This is a genomic window from Listeria floridensis FSL S10-1187 (assembly GCF_000525875.1).
Taxonomy (GTDB): Bacteria; Bacillota; Bacilli; order Lactobacillales; family Listeriaceae; genus Listeria; species Listeria floridensis.
Window position 1 is genome coordinate 15,988 of record NZ_AODF01000015.1, and the last position, 20,393, is coordinate 36,380.

General features: G+C 40.5%; 22 protein-coding genes, 6 pseudogenes and 1 riboswitch. Of the genes and pseudogenes, 16 read left to right on the forward strand and 12 right to left on the reverse strand.

Annotation, left to right across the window (positions count from 1 at the left end):
* Positions 1 to 24 precede the first annotated feature (24 nt).
* Entirely contained in the window at positions 25 to 1,137 is a 1,113-nt protein-coding gene (locus MFLO_RS07155; protein WP_036097278.1) for a YqgU-like beta propeller domain-containing protein, read from the forward strand.
* A gap of 227 nt (positions 1,138 to 1,364) precedes the next feature.
* Here the strand turns inward: MFLO_RS07155 and comGF are convergent, their stop codons facing one another.
* The 7 genes from comGF to comGA all read right to left on the reverse strand — a co-directional run bounded on the left by comGF (position 1,365) and on the right by comGA (position 4,827).
* Positions 1,365 to 1,838 carry a competence type IV pilus minor pilin ComGF gene (gene comGF, locus MFLO_RS07160; protein WP_077913184.1) on the reverse strand — a complete coding sequence of 158 codons (474 nt, stop codon included), beginning with the start codon at positions 1,836 to 1,838 and terminating at the stop codon, positions 1,365 to 1,367.
* The gene (locus MFLO_RS15685; protein ID WP_036097279.1) at positions 1,771 to 2,061 is read right to left on the reverse strand and encodes a hypothetical protein; all 291 of its coding nucleotides are present in this window, start codon (positions 2,059 to 2,061) and stop codon (positions 1,771 to 1,773) included. Before MFLO_RS15685 ends, comGF begins: the two co-directional genes overlap by 68 nt.
* On the reverse strand, positions 2,048 to 2,479 hold the full coding sequence (comGD, locus tag MFLO_RS07170; RefSeq protein ID WP_036097280.1) for a competence type IV pilus minor pilin ComGD: 432 nt from the start codon (positions 2,477 to 2,479) through the stop codon (positions 2,048 to 2,050). The genes MFLO_RS15685 and comGD overlap by 14 nt, the downstream gene beginning before the upstream one ends.
* Positions 2,469 to 2,780 carry a competence type IV pilus major pilin ComGC gene (comGC, locus tag MFLO_RS07175; protein WP_036097281.1) on the reverse strand — a complete coding sequence of 104 codons (312 nt, stop codon included), beginning with the start codon at positions 2,778 to 2,780 and terminating at the stop codon, positions 2,469 to 2,471. Before comGC ends, comGD begins: the two co-directional genes overlap by 11 nt.
* A gap of 13 nt (positions 2,781 to 2,793) precedes the next feature.
* The gene (locus MFLO_RS16810; RefSeq protein WP_338151507.1) at positions 2,794 to 3,312 is read right to left on the reverse strand and encodes a type II secretion system F family protein; all 519 of its coding nucleotides are present in this window, start codon (positions 3,310 to 3,312) and stop codon (positions 2,794 to 2,796) included.
* Between the two features lie 192 nt (positions 3,313 to 3,504).
* Positions 3,505 to 3,804, reverse strand: coding sequence for a type II secretion system F family protein (locus MFLO_RS16815; protein WP_277619770.1), 300 nt, complete (start codon positions 3,802 to 3,804; stop codon positions 3,505 to 3,507).
* A 12-nt stretch (positions 3,805 to 3,816) separates the two neighbouring features.
* On the reverse strand, positions 3,817 to 4,827 hold the full coding sequence (gene comGA, locus MFLO_RS16345) for a competence type IV pilus ATPase ComGA (RefSeq protein WP_036097282.1): 1,011 nt from the start codon (positions 4,825 to 4,827) through the stop codon (positions 3,817 to 3,819).
* A 351-nt stretch (positions 4,828 to 5,178) separates the two neighbouring features.
* A riboswitch (glycine riboswitch) is annotated at positions 5,179 to 5,269 on the forward strand.
* Between the two features lie 86 nt (positions 5,270 to 5,355).
* Here comGA and gcvT point away from each other — a divergent pair.
* The 3 genes and pseudogenes from gcvT (at position 5,356) to gcvPB (ending at position 9,294) form a co-directional block, all read left to right on the forward strand.
* Positions 5,356 to 6,445 (forward strand): annotated as a pseudogene (gene gcvT, locus MFLO_RS07190) (glycine cleavage system aminomethyltransferase GcvT).
* A 32-nt stretch (positions 6,446 to 6,477) separates the two neighbouring features.
* Positions 6,478 to 7,837: pseudogene (gene gcvPA, locus MFLO_RS07195) on the forward strand (aminomethyl-transferring glycine dehydrogenase subunit GcvPA).
* Complete coding sequence (gene gcvPB / locus MFLO_RS07200) at positions 7,834 to 9,294, forward strand: aminomethyl-transferring glycine dehydrogenase subunit GcvPB (protein ID WP_036097283.1); 1,461 nt, start codon at positions 7,834 to 7,836, stop codon at positions 9,292 to 9,294. Before gcvPA ends, gcvPB begins: the two are co-directional and overlap by 4 nt.
* 38 nt (positions 9,295 to 9,332) lie before the next feature.
* On the opposite strand, the gene MFLO_RS17200 is transcribed toward gcvPB, so the two are convergent.
* The 5 genes from MFLO_RS17200 to MFLO_RS07220 all read right to left on the reverse strand — a co-directional run bounded on the left by MFLO_RS17200 (position 9,333) and on the right by MFLO_RS07220 (position 11,636).
* Positions 9,333 to 9,761, reverse strand: coding sequence for a pentapeptide repeat-containing protein (locus MFLO_RS17200; RefSeq protein ID WP_420912520.1), 429 nt, complete (start codon positions 9,759 to 9,761; stop codon positions 9,333 to 9,335).
* Complete coding sequence (locus MFLO_RS16350; protein WP_162148147.1) at positions 9,655 to 9,957, reverse strand: hypothetical protein; 303 nt, start codon at positions 9,955 to 9,957, stop codon at positions 9,655 to 9,657. Before MFLO_RS16350 ends, MFLO_RS17200 begins: the two co-directional genes overlap by 107 nt.
* A 56-nt stretch (positions 9,958 to 10,013) precedes the next feature.
* Positions 10,014 to 10,394 carry a rhodanese-like domain-containing protein gene (locus MFLO_RS07210; protein WP_036097285.1) on the reverse strand — a complete coding sequence of 127 codons (381 nt, stop codon included), beginning with the start codon at positions 10,392 to 10,394 and terminating at the stop codon, positions 10,014 to 10,016.
* Between the two features lie 44 nt (positions 10,395 to 10,438).
* Positions 10,439 to 10,636, reverse strand: a complete 198-nt coding sequence (locus MFLO_RS07215; RefSeq protein ID WP_241433575.1) for a hypothetical protein — start codon at positions 10,634 to 10,636, stop codon at positions 10,439 to 10,441.
* A gap of 91 nt (positions 10,637 to 10,727) precedes the next feature.
* A complete protein-coding gene (locus tag MFLO_RS07220) occupies positions 10,728 to 11,636 on the reverse strand; it encodes a DUF1385 domain-containing protein (RefSeq protein ID WP_420912521.1) in 909 nt (302 codons plus the stop codon).
* Positions 11,637 to 11,843: 207 nt separating this feature from the next.
* Here MFLO_RS07220 and MFLO_RS07225 point away from each other — a divergent pair, with 207 nt between their 5' ends.
* From MFLO_RS07225 to MFLO_RS07275, 12 genes and pseudogenes are all read left to right on the forward strand, one after another.
* Positions 11,844 to 12,905 carry a M24 family metallopeptidase gene (locus MFLO_RS07225; protein WP_036097288.1) on the forward strand — a complete coding sequence of 354 codons (1,062 nt, stop codon included), beginning with the start codon at positions 11,844 to 11,846 and terminating at the stop codon, positions 12,903 to 12,905.
* A 101-nt stretch (positions 12,906 to 13,006) separates the two neighbouring features.
* Complete coding sequence (gene efp, locus MFLO_RS07230) at positions 13,007 to 13,564, forward strand: elongation factor P (RefSeq protein ID WP_036097289.1); 558 nt, start codon at positions 13,007 to 13,009, stop codon at positions 13,562 to 13,564.
* Positions 13,565 to 13,701: 137 nt separating this feature from the next.
* Positions 13,702 to 13,823, forward strand: a pseudogene (locus MFLO_RS17205) (acetyl-CoA carboxylase biotin carboxyl carrier protein); the annotation flags it as partial.
* Entirely contained in the window at positions 13,796 to 14,188 is a 393-nt protein-coding gene (gene accB / locus MFLO_RS07235) for an acetyl-CoA carboxylase biotin carboxyl carrier protein (protein ID WP_420912522.1), read from the forward strand. The pseudogene MFLO_RS17205 and the gene accB, both read left to right, overlap by 28 nt.
* Positions 14,189 to 14,201: 13 nt before the next feature.
* Positions 14,202 to 15,567: pseudogene (accC, locus tag MFLO_RS07240) on the forward strand (acetyl-CoA carboxylase biotin carboxylase subunit).
* 2 nt (positions 15,568 to 15,569) lie between these two features.
* The gene (locus MFLO_RS07245; RefSeq protein ID WP_036097290.1) at positions 15,570 to 15,977 is read left to right on the forward strand and encodes an Asp23/Gls24 family envelope stress response protein; all 408 of its coding nucleotides are present in this window, start codon (positions 15,570 to 15,572) and stop codon (positions 15,975 to 15,977) included.
* 33 nt (positions 15,978 to 16,010) lie between these two features.
* Entirely contained in the window at positions 16,011 to 16,394 is a 384-nt protein-coding gene (nusB, locus tag MFLO_RS07250) for a transcription antitermination factor NusB (RefSeq protein ID WP_036097291.1), read from the forward strand.
* Between the two features lie 126 nt (positions 16,395 to 16,520).
* Complete coding sequence (folD, locus tag MFLO_RS07255; protein ID WP_036097292.1) at positions 16,521 to 17,378, forward strand: bifunctional methylenetetrahydrofolate dehydrogenase/methenyltetrahydrofolate cyclohydrolase FolD; 858 nt, start codon at positions 16,521 to 16,523, stop codon at positions 17,376 to 17,378.
* Positions 17,379 to 17,393: 15 nt separating this feature from the next.
* Positions 17,394 to 18,762, forward strand: a pseudogene (xseA, locus tag MFLO_RS07260) (exodeoxyribonuclease VII large subunit).
* Positions 18,737 to 18,967, forward strand: a complete 231-nt coding sequence (locus tag MFLO_RS07265; RefSeq protein WP_036097293.1) for an exodeoxyribonuclease VII small subunit — start codon at positions 18,737 to 18,739, stop codon at positions 18,965 to 18,967. The pseudogene xseA and the gene MFLO_RS07265 overlap by 26 nt, the downstream one beginning before the upstream one ends.
* 6 nt (positions 18,968 to 18,973) lie before the next feature.
* Positions 18,974 to 19,850, forward strand: a pseudogene (locus tag MFLO_RS07270) (polyprenyl synthetase family protein).
* A gap of 184 nt (positions 19,851 to 20,034) precedes the next feature.
* Positions 20,035 to 20,235, forward strand: coding sequence for a cold-shock protein (locus MFLO_RS07275; protein ID WP_036097294.1), 201 nt, complete (start codon positions 20,035 to 20,037; stop codon positions 20,233 to 20,235).
* Positions 20,236 to 20,393 lie beyond the last annotated feature (158 nt).

A 20,393-nucleotide genomic window follows, 5' to 3' on the forward strand; every position in this document is an offset into this window, starting at 1 on the left:
TAACGAATAGAATGGAGGCCAACGATGAAAATAAATCGAATTAGTCTGTTTTTCTTTTTGTTTATCGGGGTTATTCTTGTACTATCTGGATGCCAACAAGATAATTCCGTGCAACGACAGGAAGAAAAAAAGACCAAATCAGAAACTCAACCTATCCAATCGGTTGATATCCAGAATGGCGATTTTATTCGAACGATCGGCTGGCTTTCAAATAATACTGTTTTGTTGCAAAAACAGACTTCTGGAAAAACATATTTGATCCGTTATCAAATTTTTTCTGGTAAAAGTAAAACTATTTTTGAAACGAGCAATACCATATCTGAAATCAAAGTTAGTCCTGATTATGAATACTTCTTTGTTTACGCGGCTTCAAATCCAAATCAAGCAGGCTTAACTATCTATGATAGTAAAACAGGCGATGAGATTGAACACCTAGAAATGGAGCCGCTTGCTGCTAATTTTTATTGGAATCAAGAAACGCCTGAAAAAATAATGATTGTTACTTATGAACATGATTTCACATTTCAAGCTCATGCTTATAATTTCAAAGAAAGCACCTATGAGCCGATTCCTATTTCTTCACCGTTTGTTTCCTGGTATAGTGATCATTTTTACTTAGAAAATCGTAAGTCAAATAAAGAGGAGTTAGGGAATCTATATTTAGAAGATACCCGATCTTGTGAAGAAGAAAGTTTGATTTTAGCAAATATCTTACAATTTGCGACGAATCGAGATTTATTGATTACGATGGAACGTTCTAACAGAGCGGATGCTGTTACGTATGATTTTCATACTACTGGTTTTCAAACAATCTCAAAATATGAAATGCCGCGAGAATATGATGAACTCGGTACATTCATACCTTATTTTGATTTGAACTTTTCCAAGAAGATGTTTGCAAGTTTTGAGCCCTATAAAAGTCGGAAGCTTAAAACGTTGCAAGGTGAATACAAACTTATTGTAATAAACCCTCTGACTGGTAAAAAAAGCACAGTAATGGAGTTGCTGGATAATCGCCCGCTTCTGAGTTCGCCAAACGGCAAGTATCTGCTGTATGGTTATCAATTTGAGCGCGTCATAGATGTTAAACAAAAAAAGATGTCTGAACTAATTGTGATTCCAAGCAAAACTTATTAAATTAGGAAATCCGAGCAGTCAAGTTGAAAACGGCTTGACAGCTCGGTTTTTTTTATGATGATAAATCTCTTGAGATGACATAGTGATAGTAGGATTGCCAACTTTTTTCAAAGCTTATTTGGCGATTAAATAAGCTAATAGCTGAAGAAAAAATTAATTAAAGTTAGGGATAATAGCATGAGTGTGAGTACAAGTGTGAATCCGTTATGGTTCATAAAAAACACATCCTAAAGAGGCATTTTTGTTTGTAAAAAATGATGATCGTTAAAAGAAACAGCAACTTCAATAAATTTAGAGCGAGATAAGATTTGAAAATCTTCTATATCAGTCAGAACAGTTTCATGCCCGTGACCATCAACTTGTTTGCGCACAATTGATTTATACTGAGAATAACAGGTTTCTTTATCCATGTCAGTAGCAATAAAACAAAAGCCATGAGGGAGTATTTTAGAAAGCTGCTGACCACTGCGTTCTTCGTGAAGTTGTTTTAAGAAGATGTGCCACTCTGATGAAGCTTTAATGTGACTAGCTGAAATAATTCGATTTTCTGCTTGCAGGACTAGAGGAGCTAATGTGAGGACGGAAGCAACTGTGAAAAGAGACAAAAGAGCTTCTATTAATGTAAAACCATTGCTAGCGGGCAGAAATGCATGTTTGATTTTTTTGGGATGTGCCACAAATAATTCGCCTGCCTTCTTCAAGTTTCAACTCAATTTTATAATCGGCTGTAGTAGATTGATGTTGGACACCTTGGTAAATCTGTATTTCGCTATGCATATTTTGCAGTAAAAGAGTAAAATCTTTTTCTTTGTCTAATTGTTGAATCATGCCAAGCATAAGCGGAAAAAGAAATGTACAGATAAGTAAAAGAATACTTAAAGACAGTAAACTTTCAATTAGTGAAAAACCATTAATTTTCTTCAAAACGAAATCTTCCTTTCCCGATTTGAAAAATCAATTTGTACGACCTACTCTGTCCTTTAAAGAACACTGTTGTAAACCGATTGATATGACCGCTTTTGCCTAGGAAAGAAAATTGCTCTTTTTGCTTAAGCTTTAAAGTTTTCGGGTAAAGATCTTGTGTTTTCTGATCTCCTTTTTCTTGAATCAATAGTCGATCTTCCTCAAATGTAAGAGTAATAGGCTGATTCGTGACTAAGGCACGAGTTTGAGCAAGAAAAATATCAGCTTTAATGACTTGCAGAAATTGTTTTTTCTCAATATGCTGTAGGGCTTGAAATGCCGGTTTAATAGATAAACTGATAAGAATCATAAAAATCGCTAAAACGATAAGCATTTCAATTAAAGTAAAGCCGTTTCGATTGATGCGCCTATTTTTCATGAACGGTTCCATCGCTATTGATAGCGACTTGATTGCCATTTGGACAACTTTTCTGCTTATCGGACAGAAAACCTTTTGCATGTAGATCATCGAATGTTGGAATTTTATTGTACTCAAGCTCGTAAGCTTGAACTTGCGTTTCAACCATCGACACAAATGCGCTGCAGCCTTTGTCGTTGATCGATTTGCTCTGCTTAGTGAGGTTTGGAATGATAAGGAGAAGTAGGACACTAACAACAAGTAAAACAACAAGCATTTCCACAAGCGTAAACCCTCGCTCGTCTCGCCAGTTAATTTTCATAATGACACTTCCTTTAAATTTGATCTACCATACTGAACATTGGAAAGAGAATGGATAAATAAATGGAAACAATTAATAGACCGATGATTAGAAAAGCAACAGGTTGTATCCAGCTAAATAGTTTTTCTGTTTTGTCCATCATCTTTTGATGGCACAAGTCATAATAAAATAACATTTCTTCCGCAATAGTTGCATTTTTCTCTCCATGTTGAATAATAGCAATTAATTCGGGCTCAAAAATATGAAGCTGATTAGCGGAATTTGCAAGCGGATATCCACGTTCTAACATTGAAAGTAGCTTATCACCAACTGCTTTAAAGAACACAGGAGAATGGGGACTGATAAAAAGCTGTAGCATTTTTTGCACTGAAAGCCCACTTTTAAGCAAGTAGCCACATTCTCTTGCAAAAACTTGAGAATAGTGCAGCCTTGTAAATACAGAAATGAATGGGATTTTCCCAAAGAACTTAGCTCGACTTAAAGCATCTTTGCGCTTGCTTTTTCGAACAATAAGAATACTGATAAAGAAAATACATAAAGTAAAAAGGAATAAAAAAAAGAGGAAGTTGTTTTAGCAAAAAAAAGTGTAAAAGTAGTGGAAAGATTTTGGTGATCTCCAATTTGACTGAAAAGTAAATCAAATTTTGGAAGTAGAAAAATGCGAAGTAAGAAAAACACAATGATGACGGTCAAAAATAATAAGATAGGGTATTGAAAGGTTTTTTTAAGTGTTTTTTCTTGTTCGGCTCTTTTTTTTTAACAGCGTTCCGCATTCATGCAAAGTTTTAGTAAAATAACCGTGTTCTGCAGCATAAAAAATCGGGGCTGAAATAAATTCAGGAAAATTTGCTTGCTTGATGGCTGTATAAAAAGTATTTCCTTGTTCAAGCGATGTAAGTATTTGTTTGTATCTCAGTCGTTCTTTCGGAGAAGTGATTGATAGATAAGAAATGGCTACTTCGATTGAAAACCCTTGATCAAGTAATTCAGCCAGCCGAATCAAAAAGTCGCCATCATCATTCAAGCGTGTTTTTTTTCAAAAAAATCCATAATTAACTCCTTTCTCAATTTGTTGCGCAATGCTTAGGCCATCAGCTTTTTCTTCTCCAGAAAAGAGTAGACTTAGCGTCGCGCTTTTCGTTGCTTGCTCGTATAATACGGTTTGCTTCTCGGTAAGATGTGTGCAGTAAAGCTCACAATTTCCTAAACAAAGCGGACAATACACATTGTGAAGGCTTTGATGGCTTACTCCAAGAAGTGCCTGTTTCAAATGTGCCTCTGGAATTTCAAATTCGAGCATTCGTGCAATAATTCCAGATAGGCTGTCGGCGTGAACGGTGCTAAGAACCAGATGACCAGTCAAGGCAGCACGGACGACCATTTTAGCGGTTTTCGAATCACGGATTTCCCCAATAATCAATAAATCGGGGTCATGCCTTAATACGGAGCGAATGACTGAGCTGTATCCTAGCCCTGCCTTTTCGTTAATTTCCACTTGAAGGAATTCATTGTTACCATGCTCAACAGGATCTTCAATCGTGATAACACTAAGCAGTTCTCTAGATGAGAATATTTCAGCAAGCGCATACATAGACGAGGATTTTCCACTCCCTGTGCTTCCAGAAAACAAAAACAGGCCAGTTTGATTTGTGCAACAAGAAAGAATCGCCTGAGATTCATTTGAAAAAAGTGTTGATTCGAGAAAGGGTAAGGCTCGGTTGTATCGAAAGAGCCTCAAAACTATACTTTCTGCACCGGAAGAGTGGGGCAGCGTTGAGATGCGTAGGGCAATTTTTTCAGAACGGAAGTCGTAATCTAATGTTCCAGACTGGGGCAGGCGTTTTTCGCCAATATCTAAACCAGATTGAAACTTTAAGTAGAGAGTCAGCTTTTCTGCAGCATCTTGATCAAGAAGTTTAAACGGATATAGTCTCCCGGCAACCCGAATGCGAAGCGACGCACCGTTTGGACAGGGATGAAGATGGATATCGCTTGCGTTTAAGGAAAGGGCATAGTGGAGCAGATTTTCAAGAATAGTTTTTGGCAAGTGTCACACCCCCTTGCTCTTCTTTTTCTCCATAAATAATAAAACTCCTCGTTTGCTAAATATGGATTTTAAGCTGTGATGGGGCATTTTTACCTAAAAGTAAGTTTTTTAGAGATTTTTTTATCAGGAAAAGTCATGCATAGTGTATAAAAAAAATTTTTTTCGTTCGTGAAAAAGATTGTGAAAATATAAACAACACGGACATTTCGTTAAAAATAATAAAGTTAAGCCTTTTCATTACGAACATTTATTGGTTAAAACAGTTATATATCCGTATAACCTTATTATTTGCCGAACAATCGCTGGCATGGTAAGCTAGAGAAAAGGAAAGAGTACATAGAAGAATCGCGGGTGAGTGTAAGCAGAGAGACTGCTCTAGCAGCGCCGACGGGGAAAGCATGGACTATGTGAAACTCTCAGGCAAAAGGATGCTTATAGGACGCAACTCTGGAGTGAAGCAAACGACAGGGCTTATTGAGATTAGGTAAGCCTTTTTCCTGTGCACAAAATTAAGAGGAGGTTTTCATGTTGACAGAGCTTTTACAAACACCTTTACATCCGGTTTATGCGAAGTATGGGGCTAAAACAATTGATTTCGGGGGATGGGACCTACCCGTTCAATTTTCTGGAATCAAGGAAGAGCATGAAGCGGTTAGAACGCATGCTGGTGTTTTCGATGTTTCACACATGGGGGAAATTTTAGTAGAGGGAACAGATAGCACGAAATACTTAGACAAGATGCTTACAAATAATATCGCAACAATCGAGCCGGGACGTGCGCAATATAATATCGTCTGCTATGACAATGGCGGAGTTGTGGATGATCTCGTAGCTTATCGATTGGAAGAGAATAGATATTTGCTTGTTGTGAACGCAGCAAATACAGAAAAAGATTTTAACTGGTTTAAAGAACACGTCGAAGGTGACGTAACAGTTTCAAATGAGTCGAACAAATTTGGACAGCTTGCGGTTCAAGGACCAGAAGCTGAAAAAATTCTGTCTGGGTTAACAGATACTGACCTTTCGGCTATTCCCTTCTTTGGTTTTGTTGATAATGCAGTTGTAGCTGGTAAAACAGTTCTGATTTCTCGGACAGGCTACACTGGCGAAGATGGGTTTGAAATCTATACAAAAGCAGAAGATACGGTAGAAATTTTTGAAAAGTTAATTGATGCAGGTGTGAAACCGATTGGGCTTGGCGCGCGTGATACTTTACGTTTTGAAGCGAATCTTGCGCTTTATGGGCAAGAGCTTTCGAAAGACATTTCTCCACTTGAGGCGCGCCTTAACTTTGCTGTAAAGCTTAAAAAAGACGCGGATTTTATTGGAAAAGAAGCATTGATTAAACAAAAAGAAGAAGGCGTTCCGCGTAAAATTGTCGGGATTGAAATGATTGAACGAGGTATACCGCGCCACGGCTATAAAGTATTTGCAGACGGTAAAGAAATTGGCGAAGTCACTTCCGGCACGCAATCACCTACACTGGGTAAAAACCTCGGCCTTGTTCTCGTTCAAGCAGATTATGCTACGGTTGGACAAGAAGTTGAAGTCGAAGTTAGAAATAAAAAAAATAAAAGCAGAAGTTATTGCAACACCGTTCTACAAGCGTGAAAATTAGGAGATTTTACGTAAGTTAAAGGAGGAAGAAACATGGCGAAATTTCGTTATTTACCGATGACGGAACAAGATGAAAAAGAGATGCTTCAAACGATCGGAGTGAATTCGATCGAAGATTTGTTTGCAGATATTCCCGAAAAAGTGAGGTTTAAGCGTGATTATGACCTTAAGCCGCCGCTTTCAGAACCAAATTTGCTGAAAGAATTAACAAAACTGGCTGCAAAAAACGTGAACACACAAGATGCGGCATCTTTCCTTGGAGCTGGGACATATTCGCACTACATTCCAACGATTGTAGATCATGTTATTTCACGTTCTGAATTTTATACGGCATATACGCCTTATCAGCCAGAAATCTCACAAGGGGAACTTCAAGCAATTTTTGAATTTCAAACGATGGTTGCTGAGTTGACTGGAATGGACTTAGCGAACTCATCAATGTATGATGGCCCGACTTCTCTTGCTGAAGGAGCAATGCTTGCTGTTGGTCACACGAAACGTAAAAAAAATTCTAATCTCGGAAACCGTTCACCCAGAAGCAATTAATGTTGTTAAGACTTATGCAAAAGGTCACCATGCTACTGTTGAACTTATCCCTGAAAAAGATGGAAAAACGGATATTGAGGCACTTAATCAAGCAATGACAGATGAAGTTGCCGGGGTGGTTGTGCAGTATCCAAATTTCTTCGGACAAGTGGAGGATTTAGCTTCCATCGAGCCGATTGTTCATGATAAAAAAGGGTTGTTTATTGTTTCGAGCAATCCGCTTTCTCTTGGTCTATTAACGCCTCCTGGAGAGTTTGGTGCAGATGTTGTTGCGGGAGATACGCAGGTTTTTGGAATTTCGGAATCGTTCGGCGGGCCGCACTGCGGCTACTTTGCTGTGACTAACAAACTGATGCGCAAAGTTCCTGGTCGCTTAGTTGGTGAAACGGTTGACGAGAACGGCAAACGCGGCTATGTTCTGACGCTTCAAGCTCGTGAACAGCATATCAGACGCGATAAAGCGACAAGTAATATTTGTTCAAACCAAGCTCTTAATGCACTGGCTTCATCTGTAGCGATGGTTGCACTTGGACAAGAAGGTTTGCCTGAAATGGCGAAGCAAAACATTGATAAAGCTCATTATGCGAAAAAATGTTTTGCTGATGCTGGATTTGATGTACTGTTCAGTGATGCGTTCTTTAATGAGTTTGTTGTAAAACTTGGCAAACCGGTTGCTGAAGTGAACGAAGAGCTTCTAAAACAGGATATTATCGGCGGATATGATCTTGCGCAGTATTATCCAAAATATGAAAATCACATGCTTGTTGCGGTTACAGAATTGCGTACGAAAGAGGAAATCGACACGTTTGTAAAAGCATTAGTTGATAGTTTGGAGGGAGTCAAATGAGCGAGACAATGCCTTTAGTTTTTGAACGCTCTATTCCAGGCAGAATTGGTTTTAGCTTGCCGGAACAAGATGTGCCAGAAACGGACTTAAATAGTATTTTTGATGAGAAGACAATTCGTTCGAAAAAAGCGGATATGCCTGAGCTAAGTGAGCTCGAAATCATGCGTCATTATACGGAATTATCCAATCACAATTTTGGAGTAGATTCCGGCTTCTACCCGCTTGGTTCTTGTACAATGAAGTACAATCCAAAAATTAACGAGCGTGTAGCACGCTTTCCAGGTTTCGCGAATATTCATCCTTATCAGCCTGAAAGCTCGGTTCAAGGTGCGATGGAATTAATGTATGATCTTCAACAAAGCTTGATTGAAATTACAGGAATGGATGAAGTGACGCTTCAACCTGCAGCAGGTGCCCAAGGGGAATGGACAGGCTTAATGCTAATCCGTGCTTATCATGAGGCAAACGGTGACACAAAACGTACCAAGGTAATTATTCCAGACTCTGCTCACGGAACAAACCCTGCTTCTGCTACTGTTGCAGGTTTTGAAGTAGTTACTGTTAAGTCAAATGAAAAAGGTCTTGTTGACGTGGAAGACCTTCGTGCTGTAGTGGGTGAGGATACAGCGGCTCTTATGCTGACAAATCCAAATACACTCGGTTTATTTGAAAAAGATATCGTCGAAATTGCTGAAATTATCCATGAAGCTGGCGGTAAACTGTATTATGATGGAGCAAACTTAAATGCGGTTATGTCAAAAGCTCGTCCTGGTGATATGGGCTTTGATGTGGTACATCTTAACTTGCATAAAACATTCACAGGTCCGCATGGCGGAGGGGGTCCTGGTTCAGGTCCAATTGGTATCAAAAAAGATTTGATTCCGTTCTTGCCAACACCGGTGCTAACGAAAAAGGCGGATCAATTTGTATTCGACTACGATTATCCGCAATCGATCGGCCGGGTAAAACCTTTTTACGGCAACTTTGGTATCAATGTTCGTGCGTATACCTATATCCGCACAATGGGCGCAGAAGGGCTTAAGAAAGTAACGGAATATGCTGTGCTGAATGCTAATTACATGATGCGCCGCTTGGAACATGCATTTGATTTACCGTTTAATCAAATTTGCAAACATGAATTTGTATTAAGTGGAAACCGTCAGAAGAAATTAGGTGTTCGAACAACGGATATCGCGAAACGCCTACTTGATCATAATTTCCACCCACCAACGGTTTACTTCCCATTAATCGTTGAAGAAGCGATGATGATTGAGCCGACTGAAACAGAATCAAAAGAAACATTAGATAAATTTATTGATACAATGCTACAAATTGCGAAAGAAGCTGAAGACGATCCTGAAATCGTTCAAGAAGCTCCGCATAATACGTACGTGAAACGGCTTGATGAAACGCAAGCTGCTCGTAAGCCAGTTCTTCGTTATCAAAAAGAAAGCTAATAAAAACGCCTGAAGGTCAATGTACCTTCAGGCGTTTTTCAGTTTTCGATAACAATTCCGAGAATAGTAGATAATTTAAGTGCTTGGTCTCGTGTCACTTTTAAACCTTTTAATGAAGGGATAGTGGCGGTGATTTTTTCAAATGTGTTGTCAGTGAAATCAAGACCAGCGAGTGAAGTTTCAGCAAACATACAGTCGTCGAGATTGCACCGGACGAATGAGAAATTTTTGAAATCAACGTTTTCAAATTCGGCACCACGAAGGTCACAATCGATGAAAGTAGCGGATTTAAAACGGCTAAAACTAAAGCCGGCCAAATTTAATAGGCAATTTTTGAAGGTAACATTTTGAAGCAGCGTATCAGAGAGGTCTATCCCTGTTAGTTTGCAATCTATGAACGAGCTGCGGTGAATGGCGCTTGAGTGCAGGGCAAGATTCGCTAGGTCGCTTTTTTTCAAAAGAAACATCTGTAAATTCGATTCTCGGATAATAGGTGTCAGAGAAATAAGCATTTTCAAACCTTGAGTTCTCGATAATGTAGTGCTCGCTTTCAGCAAGCGGAAATTCGCCGCTAAAATGTACTTGATTAAAGACGGTTTCATCTGTTGAAATAGAAACTTGACTGGTTAGTTGATCTGGAATACGCGGAGCAGTAATTTTCATTGTGTTTCCTCCTTGTGTAAATAAGCCGCGCCAAGTCTGGCGCGGCTTATCAAATATTATTTGGCTTTTGTTTTTCCAGTCCATTTGCGGAAACCGCCTTTAAGCTGGTAAATATCTCGGTAACCGCGCTTGTAAAGTAAGATAGCCGCTCTGCTGCTGCGCTGAGCAGACTGACAGTAAAGATAAACGGGCTGATCTTTGCGGATTTCCGATGTACGTTGTTTTAATTGTGTGACCGGAATGTTTCGTGCTCCGAGGATATGACCGCCGTCAAACTCATTCGGCTCGCGCACATCAATTAATTGTGCACGACGATACCCTTCTTTAAATTGATCTTCTGTTAATACAGTAAGTGCTTTTCTGCGCATAATAAACTGATATCCTTCATAAACAACTAGGATCAGTAAGATGGCAAATGCTAAAATCCAACTACCCAAATTCTAAACTCCTCTCTGTAAAAAAGCATCATAACTATTATACCTTATTTTTTCCCGCCTTCAATTACTTTGAAGGAAGAATTTTTCTTTTTTGAAGCCGCGTTTTGTTTTGCCTTTTGTAATTCTTGCGATTGCTTGACTGCTTTTTGGTAATTAGCATCTGTCTTTTGCTTGTTTTTTGGCCGGACGATAAAGTAAAACAAAATGGCAAACAAGGCTGCAGAACCAATTAGAATTAGCATTGTGGTGAGCCCACCGGTGAAAAGACCGAACAAGCAAAGAGCAAGTAATAGGATAAAGATAACTAGTGAACTTTTTCTCAAGTAAAATCCCTCATTCCAATAGTTCTAGATTTGGCAGTTTTTCTTCTTTTTCGGGAATGCCTTCACGCTCTATGCGGAGCAATTCGTTAAAGGAAGCAATTGCCACTTCAACTTGTTTGTCATCAGGTTCTTTGGTTGTCAGCAGCTGGAGCCAAAGGCCAGGATAACCTAGGTAGCGAAGCACAGGAATGTTGCGACATTTATTAGTAAGCTGCAACACTTCAAAGGCGACACCAAGTACGACTGGAATCAGAAGAATTCGATCGACAACGCGTAGCCATAGCGGATCGGTGGGGACAAGAAAATAAATGAACATCCCGACAATAACTGTAAATAATATAAAACTGCTGCCGCACCGGTAGTGAAGTCGCGATTGTTTTTGGACGTTTTCAACGGTTAACGGAAGATCATTTTCATAGCAGTTGATTACTTTATGCTCGGAACCATGATACTGGAAAACACGTTTGATAATGGGTGTTTGTGATACGGCGAAAATATAACCCAGTAAAAGAAGCAGTTTGAAAAAGCTTTCTAAAATAACTTGTCCAACATCGCCGGGGACGAGAAAGCGAAAGAATTGAGCGAGAAAAACTGGGATTAATGTCATGACAAATTTTGCGAAAATAAATGAAAGGACGCCGATCACTGCAACGCCAAGCCACATGGCCAGCTTGGATTCTTTTTGTTCGATTTTCTTTTCTTGCGGTGCATTCGGATCCTCGTCGTAGCGGTCGGTAGCGAATGTCAGATGCTTAGACCCAAGGGCGCTAGATTCGACAAGGGAGACGATGCCGCGGATAAATGGAATTCGTTTGATGGTCTTTACCCAAGCAGGGCTGTTTTTTTCTAAATAAAAATATTCTAAAGAGTCGTCGTTACGGCGGATAGCTGTTACGGTTTGTTTTTTGCCGCCGAACATGACACCTTCAACGACCGCTTGGCCTCCGTAAGCAGGCTTTTTGGTTTGATTCAAATGGTTTCACCAGCCTTTGTAATTTCTAAGTAAACATTATAGCACTTTAGGCTTGATGACGCTAGAACGCCGCGGGGCTGCTCACTCTATCTATCAAGCTTTATTTTATGCTACAATGAAAAGGAGAAAATGACTAGCCGGGGAGGAAATGGAATGAATAAATTAGCAAAGATTCAAGGGGCGCTTCAAGCTGAAAATATTGAAGCTGTTCTTGTAACAAGTGAATTTAACAGACGTTATGTATCAGGATTCACTGGTACGAGCGGTGTTGCGCTTATCTTGCCGGATAAGGCTTATTTTGTGACAGATTTCAGATATACGGAGCAAGCGGCGAAACAAGCGGTTGGATATGAGGTTGTGAAGCATAGCGGGCCGATTTTCGAGACGGTAAATGCACTGCTCATTCAAAACGGAGTAAAACAGCTATCTTTTGAAGAAAGTTATGTGACGGTTGCGGAATTTAAAGCAATGGGCCAAGCTTTTGCTGCTGAACTTGCACCAATTCAAGGCTTTTTTGAAACGATGCGCGAAGTGAAAACAGCAGATGAAATGAAAGAAATTCGTGTTGCGTGTGAAATTGCGGATGCCGCGTTTGACCATATTATCACGTTTATGAAAGCTGGCATGAAAGAAATCGAAGTTTCGAATGAACTGGAATTCTTTATGAGGCGAAATGGAGCAACGTCGTCATCGTTTGATACGATTGTTGCAAGTGGTGTACGCTCAGCGCTTCCGCATGGTGTGGCATCGGATAAGGTGATTGAAGCTGGGGATTTTGTGACGATGGATTATGGCTGTTATTATAATGGTTATTGCTCGGATATGACGCGGACGGTTGCAATTGGGGAACCGGATGCAAAACTTAAGGAGATCTACCAGATTACGCTTGATGCACAGCTGAAAGTCATTGATGCACTTAAACCGGGGATTACGGGAATTGAAGCGGATAAAATTGCGCGTGATCATATCGCTTCGTTTGGATATGGCGAAGCATTCGGACACTCGCTTGGTCATGGTATCGGTCTTGAGATTCATGAAGGTCCTAATCTTTCGATGAAGGCAGAAAAAGCACTTGTGGCTGGCAACGTTGTAACGGATGAACCGGGTATTTACTTGCCTGGAATCGGCGGTGTACGTATTGAAGATGATCTTTTGATTACGGAAAACGGAAACGAAGTCTTGATCCATTCGCCGAAAGAGCTGATTATTTTATAAGTTTTCTTTGTAAGTTCGGGCTTTTTATGGTTAAATAAAAAAGGATAGTATTAACGGAAATTGTATTCCATGATCATGGTTTGTTAACAGGAGGAAAAAAGATGATTTCAGTAAATGATTTTAAAACGGGTCTTACGATTGAAGTAGACGGCGGCATTTGGCGCGTTCTTGACTTCCAACATGTAAAGCCAGGAAAAGGGGCAGCGTTTGTTCGCTCGAAACTTCGTAATCTTCGCACGGGAGCTATTCAAGAAAAAACTTTCCGCGGCGGTGAAAAAGTTGCGAAAGCGCAAATCGATAATCGTAAAATGCAGTATCTTTATGCAGATGGAGACAACCATGTTTTCATGGATAATGAGAATTACGAACAAATCGAATTGCCGGCTGCACAAATTGAATATGAGCTTAAATTTCTAAAAGAAAATATGGAAATTAACATCATTATGTATCAAGGCGAAACAATCGGTGTGGATCTTCCAAACACGGTTGAGCTTAAGGTGACGGAAACTGAGCCAGGAATTAAAGGCGATACGTCTTCTGGTGGTTCAAAACCAGCGACGCTTGAAACTGGACTAGTCGTTCAAGTTCCTTTCTTTGTGAATGAAGGCGATACGCTTGTTATTAATACAACAGAAGGAAGTTATGTCTCACGAGCATAATTCATTTTTGCGGCACTTGCTTTTCAGCAAGTGCTTTTTTTTGTTAAAATCGTGCTCGAGTGATACTTTTTCATAACAAATTATGATACAATGTCAATGATGTCTAATATAGATAAATTAAGGAGTGTAGAATCAAAATGCTATCATTTGATGAGATTAAACAGCTGATTAAGCTGGTTGACGAATCCAATCTGGATGAATTTAAATTAGAAGTTGAAGATGCTAAAATCCATTTGCAAAAAAAACAGCGGAACTGTTCTTGCTGAACCTGCTAAGGTTGTAAACTATAAAGAACCGGTTCAAGCTGTTCAAACGGCTGCTACTAGTAGCTCTGCACCTGAAGAAGCTAATAACACTAAGACGGCAGCTACATCCAGTGAAGACTTAGATGTAATCACCTCACCAATGGTAGGGACGTTCTACACATCGGGAAGCCCAGGAGACGAGGCATTTGTTCAAGTGGGATCTTCGGTTTCCAGCAATACTGTTGTATGTGTTATCGAAGCGATGAAACTGTTTAATGATATTACCGCAGATATGAACGGAGAGATCGCAGAAATCCTAGTTTCTAACGGGGAACTAGTGGAGTATGGTCAACCGCTCTTTAAAGTGAGAAAAAAATAAGGAGTCCTGCATTATGATAAAAAAAGTATTGGTGGCGAATCGTGGTGAAATTGCTGTCCGTATTATTCGTGCGGCAAAAGAGCTTGGAATTGAAACGGTCGCTATTTATTCTGAGCCGGATCGGGACGCCTTACATAGTCAGTTAGCAGATGAGGCTTATTGCGTCGGTCCTGCAGCGTCCAAGGAAAGCTATTTGAATATGTCGAATATTATTAGCGCAGCAGTTTTGACAAACTGCGATGCCATTCACCCTGGATATGGTTTTTTAGCTGAAAATGCTGATTTTGCTGAGCTTTGTGCAGATTGTAATATCACATTCATTGGGCCTAGTGCGGAAGCGATTTCGCAAATGGGGACAAAAGATGTTGCTCGTGAAACGATGCGAAAAGCTGGAGTTCCAGTAGTGCCTGGTTCGCAAGGTATTGTACAAGACGCAGAGGAAGGCAAAAAAAATCGCATCAAAAATCGGTTATCCGGTTATTATTAAAGCAACAGCAGGCGGCGGCGGAAAAGGCATTCGTGTCGCAGAAAATGAAGAAAAATTAGTTGCTGGAATTCAAACAACGCAGCAAGAAGCAGAAGCAGCGTTTGGAGATCCGGGTGTTTATATTGAAAAATATATCGAAGATTTTCGTCATGTTGAAATTCAAGTCATGGCAGATAATCACGGTAATGTGATTCATTTAGGAGAACGAGATTGTACGATTCAAAGGCGTTTACAAAAGCTGATCGAAGAAAGTCCTTCGCCAGCCTTAGATGAAAAGATGCGTCAAAAGATGGGAAAAGCTGCAGTAAAGGCGGCAAAAGCTGTTAATTATTCGGGAGCAGGTACCATAGAGTTTATCTACGAGCCTAAAGAAAAGTCGTTTTACTTTATGGAAATGAATACACGTATTCAAGTTGAGCATCCTGTTACTGAACTTGTAACGGGCGTTGATCTTGTCAAAGAGCAGTTTTTAGTGGCATCCGGGGAAACACTTTCTGTGAAACAGCAGGATATTAAAATGAACGGCTGGGCAATGGAATGCCGTATTAATGCGGAAAATCCAGAACGCAATTTTATGCCTGCGCCTGGAGAGATTACGTTTTATTTGCCGCCCGGCGGCAACGGTGTACGGATTGATTCGGCTGCTTATCCGAACTACAAGATCCCGCCGTTCTATGATTCTATGGTTGCTAAATTGATTTGTCACGCAGATACACGTGAAGAGGTAATTGATAAAATGGAACGGGCGCTTAGTGAGTTTGCGATTGACGGAATTCCGACAACGATTCCTTTTCATATGCGCGTGCTTGATACAGAAGCGTTCCGTTCTGGAGACTTCAATACGAAATTTCTTGAACAGAATGATGTGATGAAAAATAGCGAGGAGGAATAATCATGGCCTATACAAAAGATTTACGCAAAGGACAGGATGAACCTCTTGGAAAAATCGAAATTGCACCGGAAGTGATTGGTGTTATTGCGGGTCTTGCTGCTAGCGAAGTGGATTACGTGGCGTCAATGCAAGGCGGATTTGCTAGTGAAATGCGAGAGCGTCTTGGCGGAGCAGTCAATTACCGTAAAGGTGTGAAAATCGATTTAGTAGAAGACGGCATCTTAGTTGATCTTTATTGTACCGTTTTATTTGGAGCAAGCATTCCGATCGTAGCAGAAAACGTCCAAAACGCTGTGCGTGGAACGATTTTTGATATGACCGGTTTGAATGTGCTAGAAGTAAATGTTCATATCGTCGGTGTGCAGTTTGAAAAAACAGAAGCATTGTCACTTGATGATTTAACATTTTAAACGGGTCTTTAAAAGAGGAAAAGGAGCACGAAAATGAAAAGAAGAGAAGCACGTGAACGAGCGCTTCAAGCATTGTTTCAAATGGAACTGAATGAAATGACAGCAGAACAAGCCATTACCAATGTGATGGATGAAGAGGAAGATGATTACGTTAAAAAACTGGTGTTCGGTGTTTCAGAACATAAACAAGAACTTGATCAAAAAATCGAAGCACATCTAGAAAATTGGAAACTCGATCGCTTGAATAAAGTGGACTTATCAATTTTACGTGTCGGCGCTTTTGAAATGCTTTATTTAGAAGATGTGCCGGATCGCGTAAGTTTAAATGAGTCAATTGAAATTGCTAAAGTCTACAGTGATGAAAAAGCTGGTAAGTTTATTAATGGTGTTCTAGCAAATATTGCGCAAAACGATTAATGGTTTTACTGTAAGAGAAATATCTTTTGAAAGAAGTAGGGACGCTGTAGTTTTCATCTGCAGACCAGCTTCTTTCGAGGGTGTTACTGTTACTTAATCATAAGTTTTTAAGGGGGCAATTTGAAAATGGCACAAGTAATTGACGGAAAGAAATTAGCTAAAGAGATTCAAGAAAGCGTAACCAAAGAAGTAAGCGAACTAGTTGCGGCAGGAAAACAACCAGGTTTAGCAGTTGTTCTTGTCGGTGATAATCAAGCCTCGCGTACATATGTAAGAAATAAGCAGAAACGAACAGAAGAAGCTGGGATGAAGTCTGTTTTAATCGAGCTTCCTGAAGATGTTTCTGAAGAAAAACTGCTTCAAACGGTTTATGATTTAAACAATGATCAAACGATTCATGGAATTCTCGTTCAGCTTCCGCTTCCAAAACACATTTCGGAAGACAAAGTGATTGATGCCATTAGTCAGGAAAAAGACGTGGACGGTTTCCATCCGCTAAATGTCGGCAATTTATTTATTGGAAAAGAAACGTTAGTTCCGTGTACGCCTGCGGGTATTATTGAACTTATCAAATCAACGGGCGAAACGATCGAAGGAAAACGTGCGGTTGTAATCGGCCGAAGCAATATCGTTGGGAAACCTGTCGCGCAGTTGTTGTTGCAAGAAAACGCTACTGTCACGATTGCGCACAGCCGTACAAAAGATCTTCCAGGGGTGGCAAGTGAAGCAGATATCTTAGTAGTAGCTACGGGACTTGCAAAATTTGTGAAGAAAAATTATGTGAAAGAAGGCGCGATTGTGATTGATGTCGGAATGGATCGCGACGAAAACAACAAGCTTTGCGGCGATGTTGATTACGATGATGTATTTGATAAAGCCGGATATATTACACCTGTTCCTGGTGGAGTTGGTCCGATGACGATAACAATGCTCTTAACGAATACGCTTAAGGCCGCAAAAAATTTATTTGCTAAACAAGGCTAATAACTGGATGTGATGATTTTGCAAGAAAAGTATTTAACCGTGCAGGCGCTAACAAAATATATTGAACGAAAATTTGAAGCCGATCCTTATTTGAAACAAGTTTTTGTTAAAGGTGAAATTTCAAATTTGAAGATGCCGACAAGCGGTCACCTTTATTTCACGCTGAAAGATGAAGCCTCGATGATTCGAGTTGTGATGTTTGCAAAATCTGTCCCAAAATTAAATTTTAAACCGGAAGACGGAATGAATGTTCTTTTAACAGGTCGAATTTCGGTTTTTACAAAAGCTGGACGCTATCAGTTCTATGCTGAAGGTATGGAACCAGATGGTATCGGCGCGCTTTACGTCGAGTTTGAACAGCTGAAAACAAAGTTGGAAAAGGAAGGGCTTTTTGATGCAGCGCATAAAAAAAGTGCTTCCTTCTTTCCCTTCTAAAATTGCAGTTGTAACAAGCAGGACAGGTGCTGCAATTCGTGACATTTTGACAACTGTTCACAGAAGAATGCCGAGTGTTGAGGTTCTCGTTTATCCGACGCTCGTTCAAGGTGACGGTGCTGCGCAAAAGATTGCGGAAAACATTGCACGGATCAATGCGCGGAATGACATTGACTTGATGATTATTGGACGTGGTGGCGGCTCGCTTGAGGAGCTTTGGGCGTTTAATGAAGAAGTGGTGGTGCGCTCTGTTTATGATTCGGATGTACCTGTTATTTCAGCTGTCGGACATGAAACAGATTTTTCTTTGGCGGATTTTGCTGCAGATATTCGAGCGGCAACACCAACAGCAGCCGCTGAACTTGCGGTACCGCATGCTGCTGACTTGCTCGAACGTTTGCGGGAACGTGATTACCGGCTGACTTATTTAGCGCGGAGGCTTCTAGAACAAAATCAAGCTGAACTTCGTTCTAAACAAGAGAAGCTTAAGTTTTACGGGCCAAAGCGTCTCGTCGAAAATCAAATTGAACGGCTTGATTATGATCTCGAAAAGCTCAATCGAGCAGTGCAGCAAAAAATAGCCTCTGAAAGAAATAAACTCGAACTGCTTAAGCAAAAACTTGATAGCAACTCGCCGGGCTATGAGATCGGAAAAACGAAAGAGTATGTGATGACGGCGAAAAAGCGGCTTGACCGGGCGGCGTTTGAGGCCCTTCGGGAGAAGCGGCATCAGTTTGTTAGGCAAATTGAGGCGCTGCAGTATCTTAATCCGCTCGCTCTTTTGAAAAGAGGGTTTGGACTCACCTACAAAGAAGGGGAACTTGTGAAAGAAATTGAGCAAATTGAACCTGGTGATGAAGTGACAGTACAAATGTACGGCGGCACGTTTCAGGCAAACGTAATGGCAAAGGAGGAAAAGGAAATTGGCGAAGAAAGAACTGACATTTGAAGAAGCGCTTAAAGAACTAGAAGAGATTGTAGCGGCACTTGAAAATGGATCGGCAGCACTTGAAGAGTCGCTTGATATGTATCAGCGCGGGATTGAGCTTTCTAAACTTTGCGAAACGAAGCTGAAAAGTGCGGAAGAAAAAATGGCGAAAGTCGTGGATGAAGCCGGCGAAGAAAAGCCGTTAGATGAAGCGGAAGGGGAATGAGACGCTTTGGAATTTCGGGAATTTAGCAGATATTATAAGGTACTAGTAGAAGAACGGTTAGCGGAAGCGCTTGACCGCGATATTGAACCTAGCTTGAAGGAAGCGATGAGCTACTCGCTTTTAGCGGGTGGAAAACGGATTAGACCGTTGCTTGTCTTTGCTACTATTGAAGCGCTTCAAGGGGATATGTTGCTTGGTGTTCGTCCTGCCAGTGCGCTTGAAATGATTCATACGTACAGCTTGATTCATGATGATTTGCCGTCAATGGATAACGATGACTATAGGCGAGGAAAACTGACAAATCATAAGGTCTTTGGTGAAGCAGCAGCCATTCTTGCGGGGGATGCTCTTTTAACGCTCGCATTTACGGAGTTATCCGAGGCGGATGAAATTTCTGAGTTAAAACGACTTGAAATTATTCAAAATTTAGCGTTTAGTGCTGGAGCTTTTGGAATGGTTGGCGGCCAGCAGGCAGATATTCTCGGAGAAAAGAAACAGCTTACGCTTGATGAGCTTGCGGCAATTCATCGTCGTAAAACCGGAGCGCTACTTTGTTCGGCTGTTTATGCGGGAAGTGTTATCGGCGGAGCGAACGAAGAAGAGACGAAGCGGCTTCAAGTTTTTGCAGAGAATATTGGGATTGCTTTCCAAATTTGCGACGATATCCTTGATGTGATAGGAGACACGGCTACGCTTGGGAAAGAAGCTGGAAAAGATGCAGAGCTTTCGAAGAGCACGTATCCAAGCTTGCTTACGCTTGACGGAGCTTAAAAAAGCTCTTGAGGAGCATTATCACATTGCCGTCGCTGCACTTTCGGGGCACGGATTAAAAGATACGTGGCTGATGGAACTGGCTGATTGGATTGTGAAACGTACATATTAGATATCTGTAGCAATTTTTGTGCAATTTAATGGAACAATGGTTGCTTTTCCGTTTGAACCATGTTATTATTAAAGAGCATTATTTTTGTGGGTAAAGATACAAAGTTGAACAACTTTCCAATCTCGTGCCGTTAAGCAAGAATAGTACAATATATGTGTGCGAAACACACGAGGAGGAAATTAACATGGAACAAGGTACAGTAAAATGGTTTAACGCAGAAAAAGGATTTGGATTTATCGAACGTGAAGGCGGAGACGATGTATTCGTACATTTCAGCGCTATTCAAGGTGACGGATTCAAAACTCTTGAAGAAGGTCAAGCAGTAACTTTCGACGTTGAAGAAGGCGCTCGCGGACCTCAAGCTGCTAACGTTGAAAAAGCGTAAGCCACATTTATTTTGACTTTTAAAAAGCAATCCCGCTTGCGGGGTTGCTTTTTTTGCTTTTCGTGAAAGAATTTTGAATTTGCTTGGTGAACGACTGGAGAAATGATATAATAGTGTCAATTAATAAAGAAAAGTTGGAAAAGCCCTTTTTTCGGGCG

Excerpts from the sequence above, each read along its gene's own strand:
- MFLO_RS07155 (WP_036097278.1), top strand. The coding sequence starts at position 25 with ATGAAAATAAATCGAATTAGTCTGTTTTTCTTTTTGTTTATCGGGGTT.
- comGD (WP_036097280.1), bottom strand. The coding sequence starts at position 2,479 with ATGAAAAATAGGCGCATCAATCGAAACGGCTTTACTTTAATTGAAATG.
- comGC (WP_036097281.1), bottom strand. The coding sequence starts at position 2,780 with ATGAAAATTAACTGGCGAGACGAGCGAGGGTTTACGCTTGTGGAAATG.
- gcvPB (WP_036097283.1), top strand. The coding sequence starts at position 7,834 with ATGAGCGAGACAATGCCTTTAGTTTTTGAACGCTCTATTCCAGGCAGA.
- MFLO_RS17200 (WP_420912520.1), bottom strand. The coding sequence starts at position 9,761 with ATGTTTCTTTTGAAAAAAAGCGACCTAGCGAATCTTGCCCTGCACTCA.
- MFLO_RS16350 (WP_162148147.1), bottom strand. The coding sequence starts at position 9,957 with ATGAAAATTACTGCTCCGCGTATTCCAGATCAACTAACCAGTCAAGTT.
- MFLO_RS07215 (WP_241433575.1), bottom strand. The coding sequence starts at position 10,636 with ATGCTAATTCTAATTGGTTCTGCAGCCTTGTTTGCCATTTTGTTTTAC.
- MFLO_RS07220 (WP_420912521.1), bottom strand. The coding sequence starts at position 11,636 with ATGTTCGGCGGCAAAAAACAAACCGTAACAGCTATCCGCCGTAACGAC.
- MFLO_RS07225 (WP_036097288.1), top strand. The coding sequence starts at position 11,844 with ATGAATAAATTAGCAAAGATTCAAGGGGCGCTTCAAGCTGAAAATATT.
- efp (WP_036097289.1), top strand. The coding sequence starts at position 13,007 with ATGATTTCAGTAAATGATTTTAAAACGGGTCTTACGATTGAAGTAGAC.
- MFLO_RS07245 (WP_036097290.1), top strand. The coding sequence starts at position 15,570 with ATGGCCTATACAAAAGATTTACGCAAAGGACAGGATGAACCTCTTGGA.
- nusB (WP_036097291.1), top strand. The coding sequence starts at position 16,011 with ATGAAAAGAAGAGAAGCACGTGAACGAGCGCTTCAAGCATTGTTTCAA.
- folD (WP_036097292.1), top strand. The coding sequence starts at position 16,521 with ATGGCACAAGTAATTGACGGAAAGAAATTAGCTAAAGAGATTCAAGAA.
- MFLO_RS07275 (WP_036097294.1), top strand. The coding sequence starts at position 20,035 with ATGGAACAAGGTACAGTAAAATGGTTTAACGCAGAAAAAGGATTTGGA.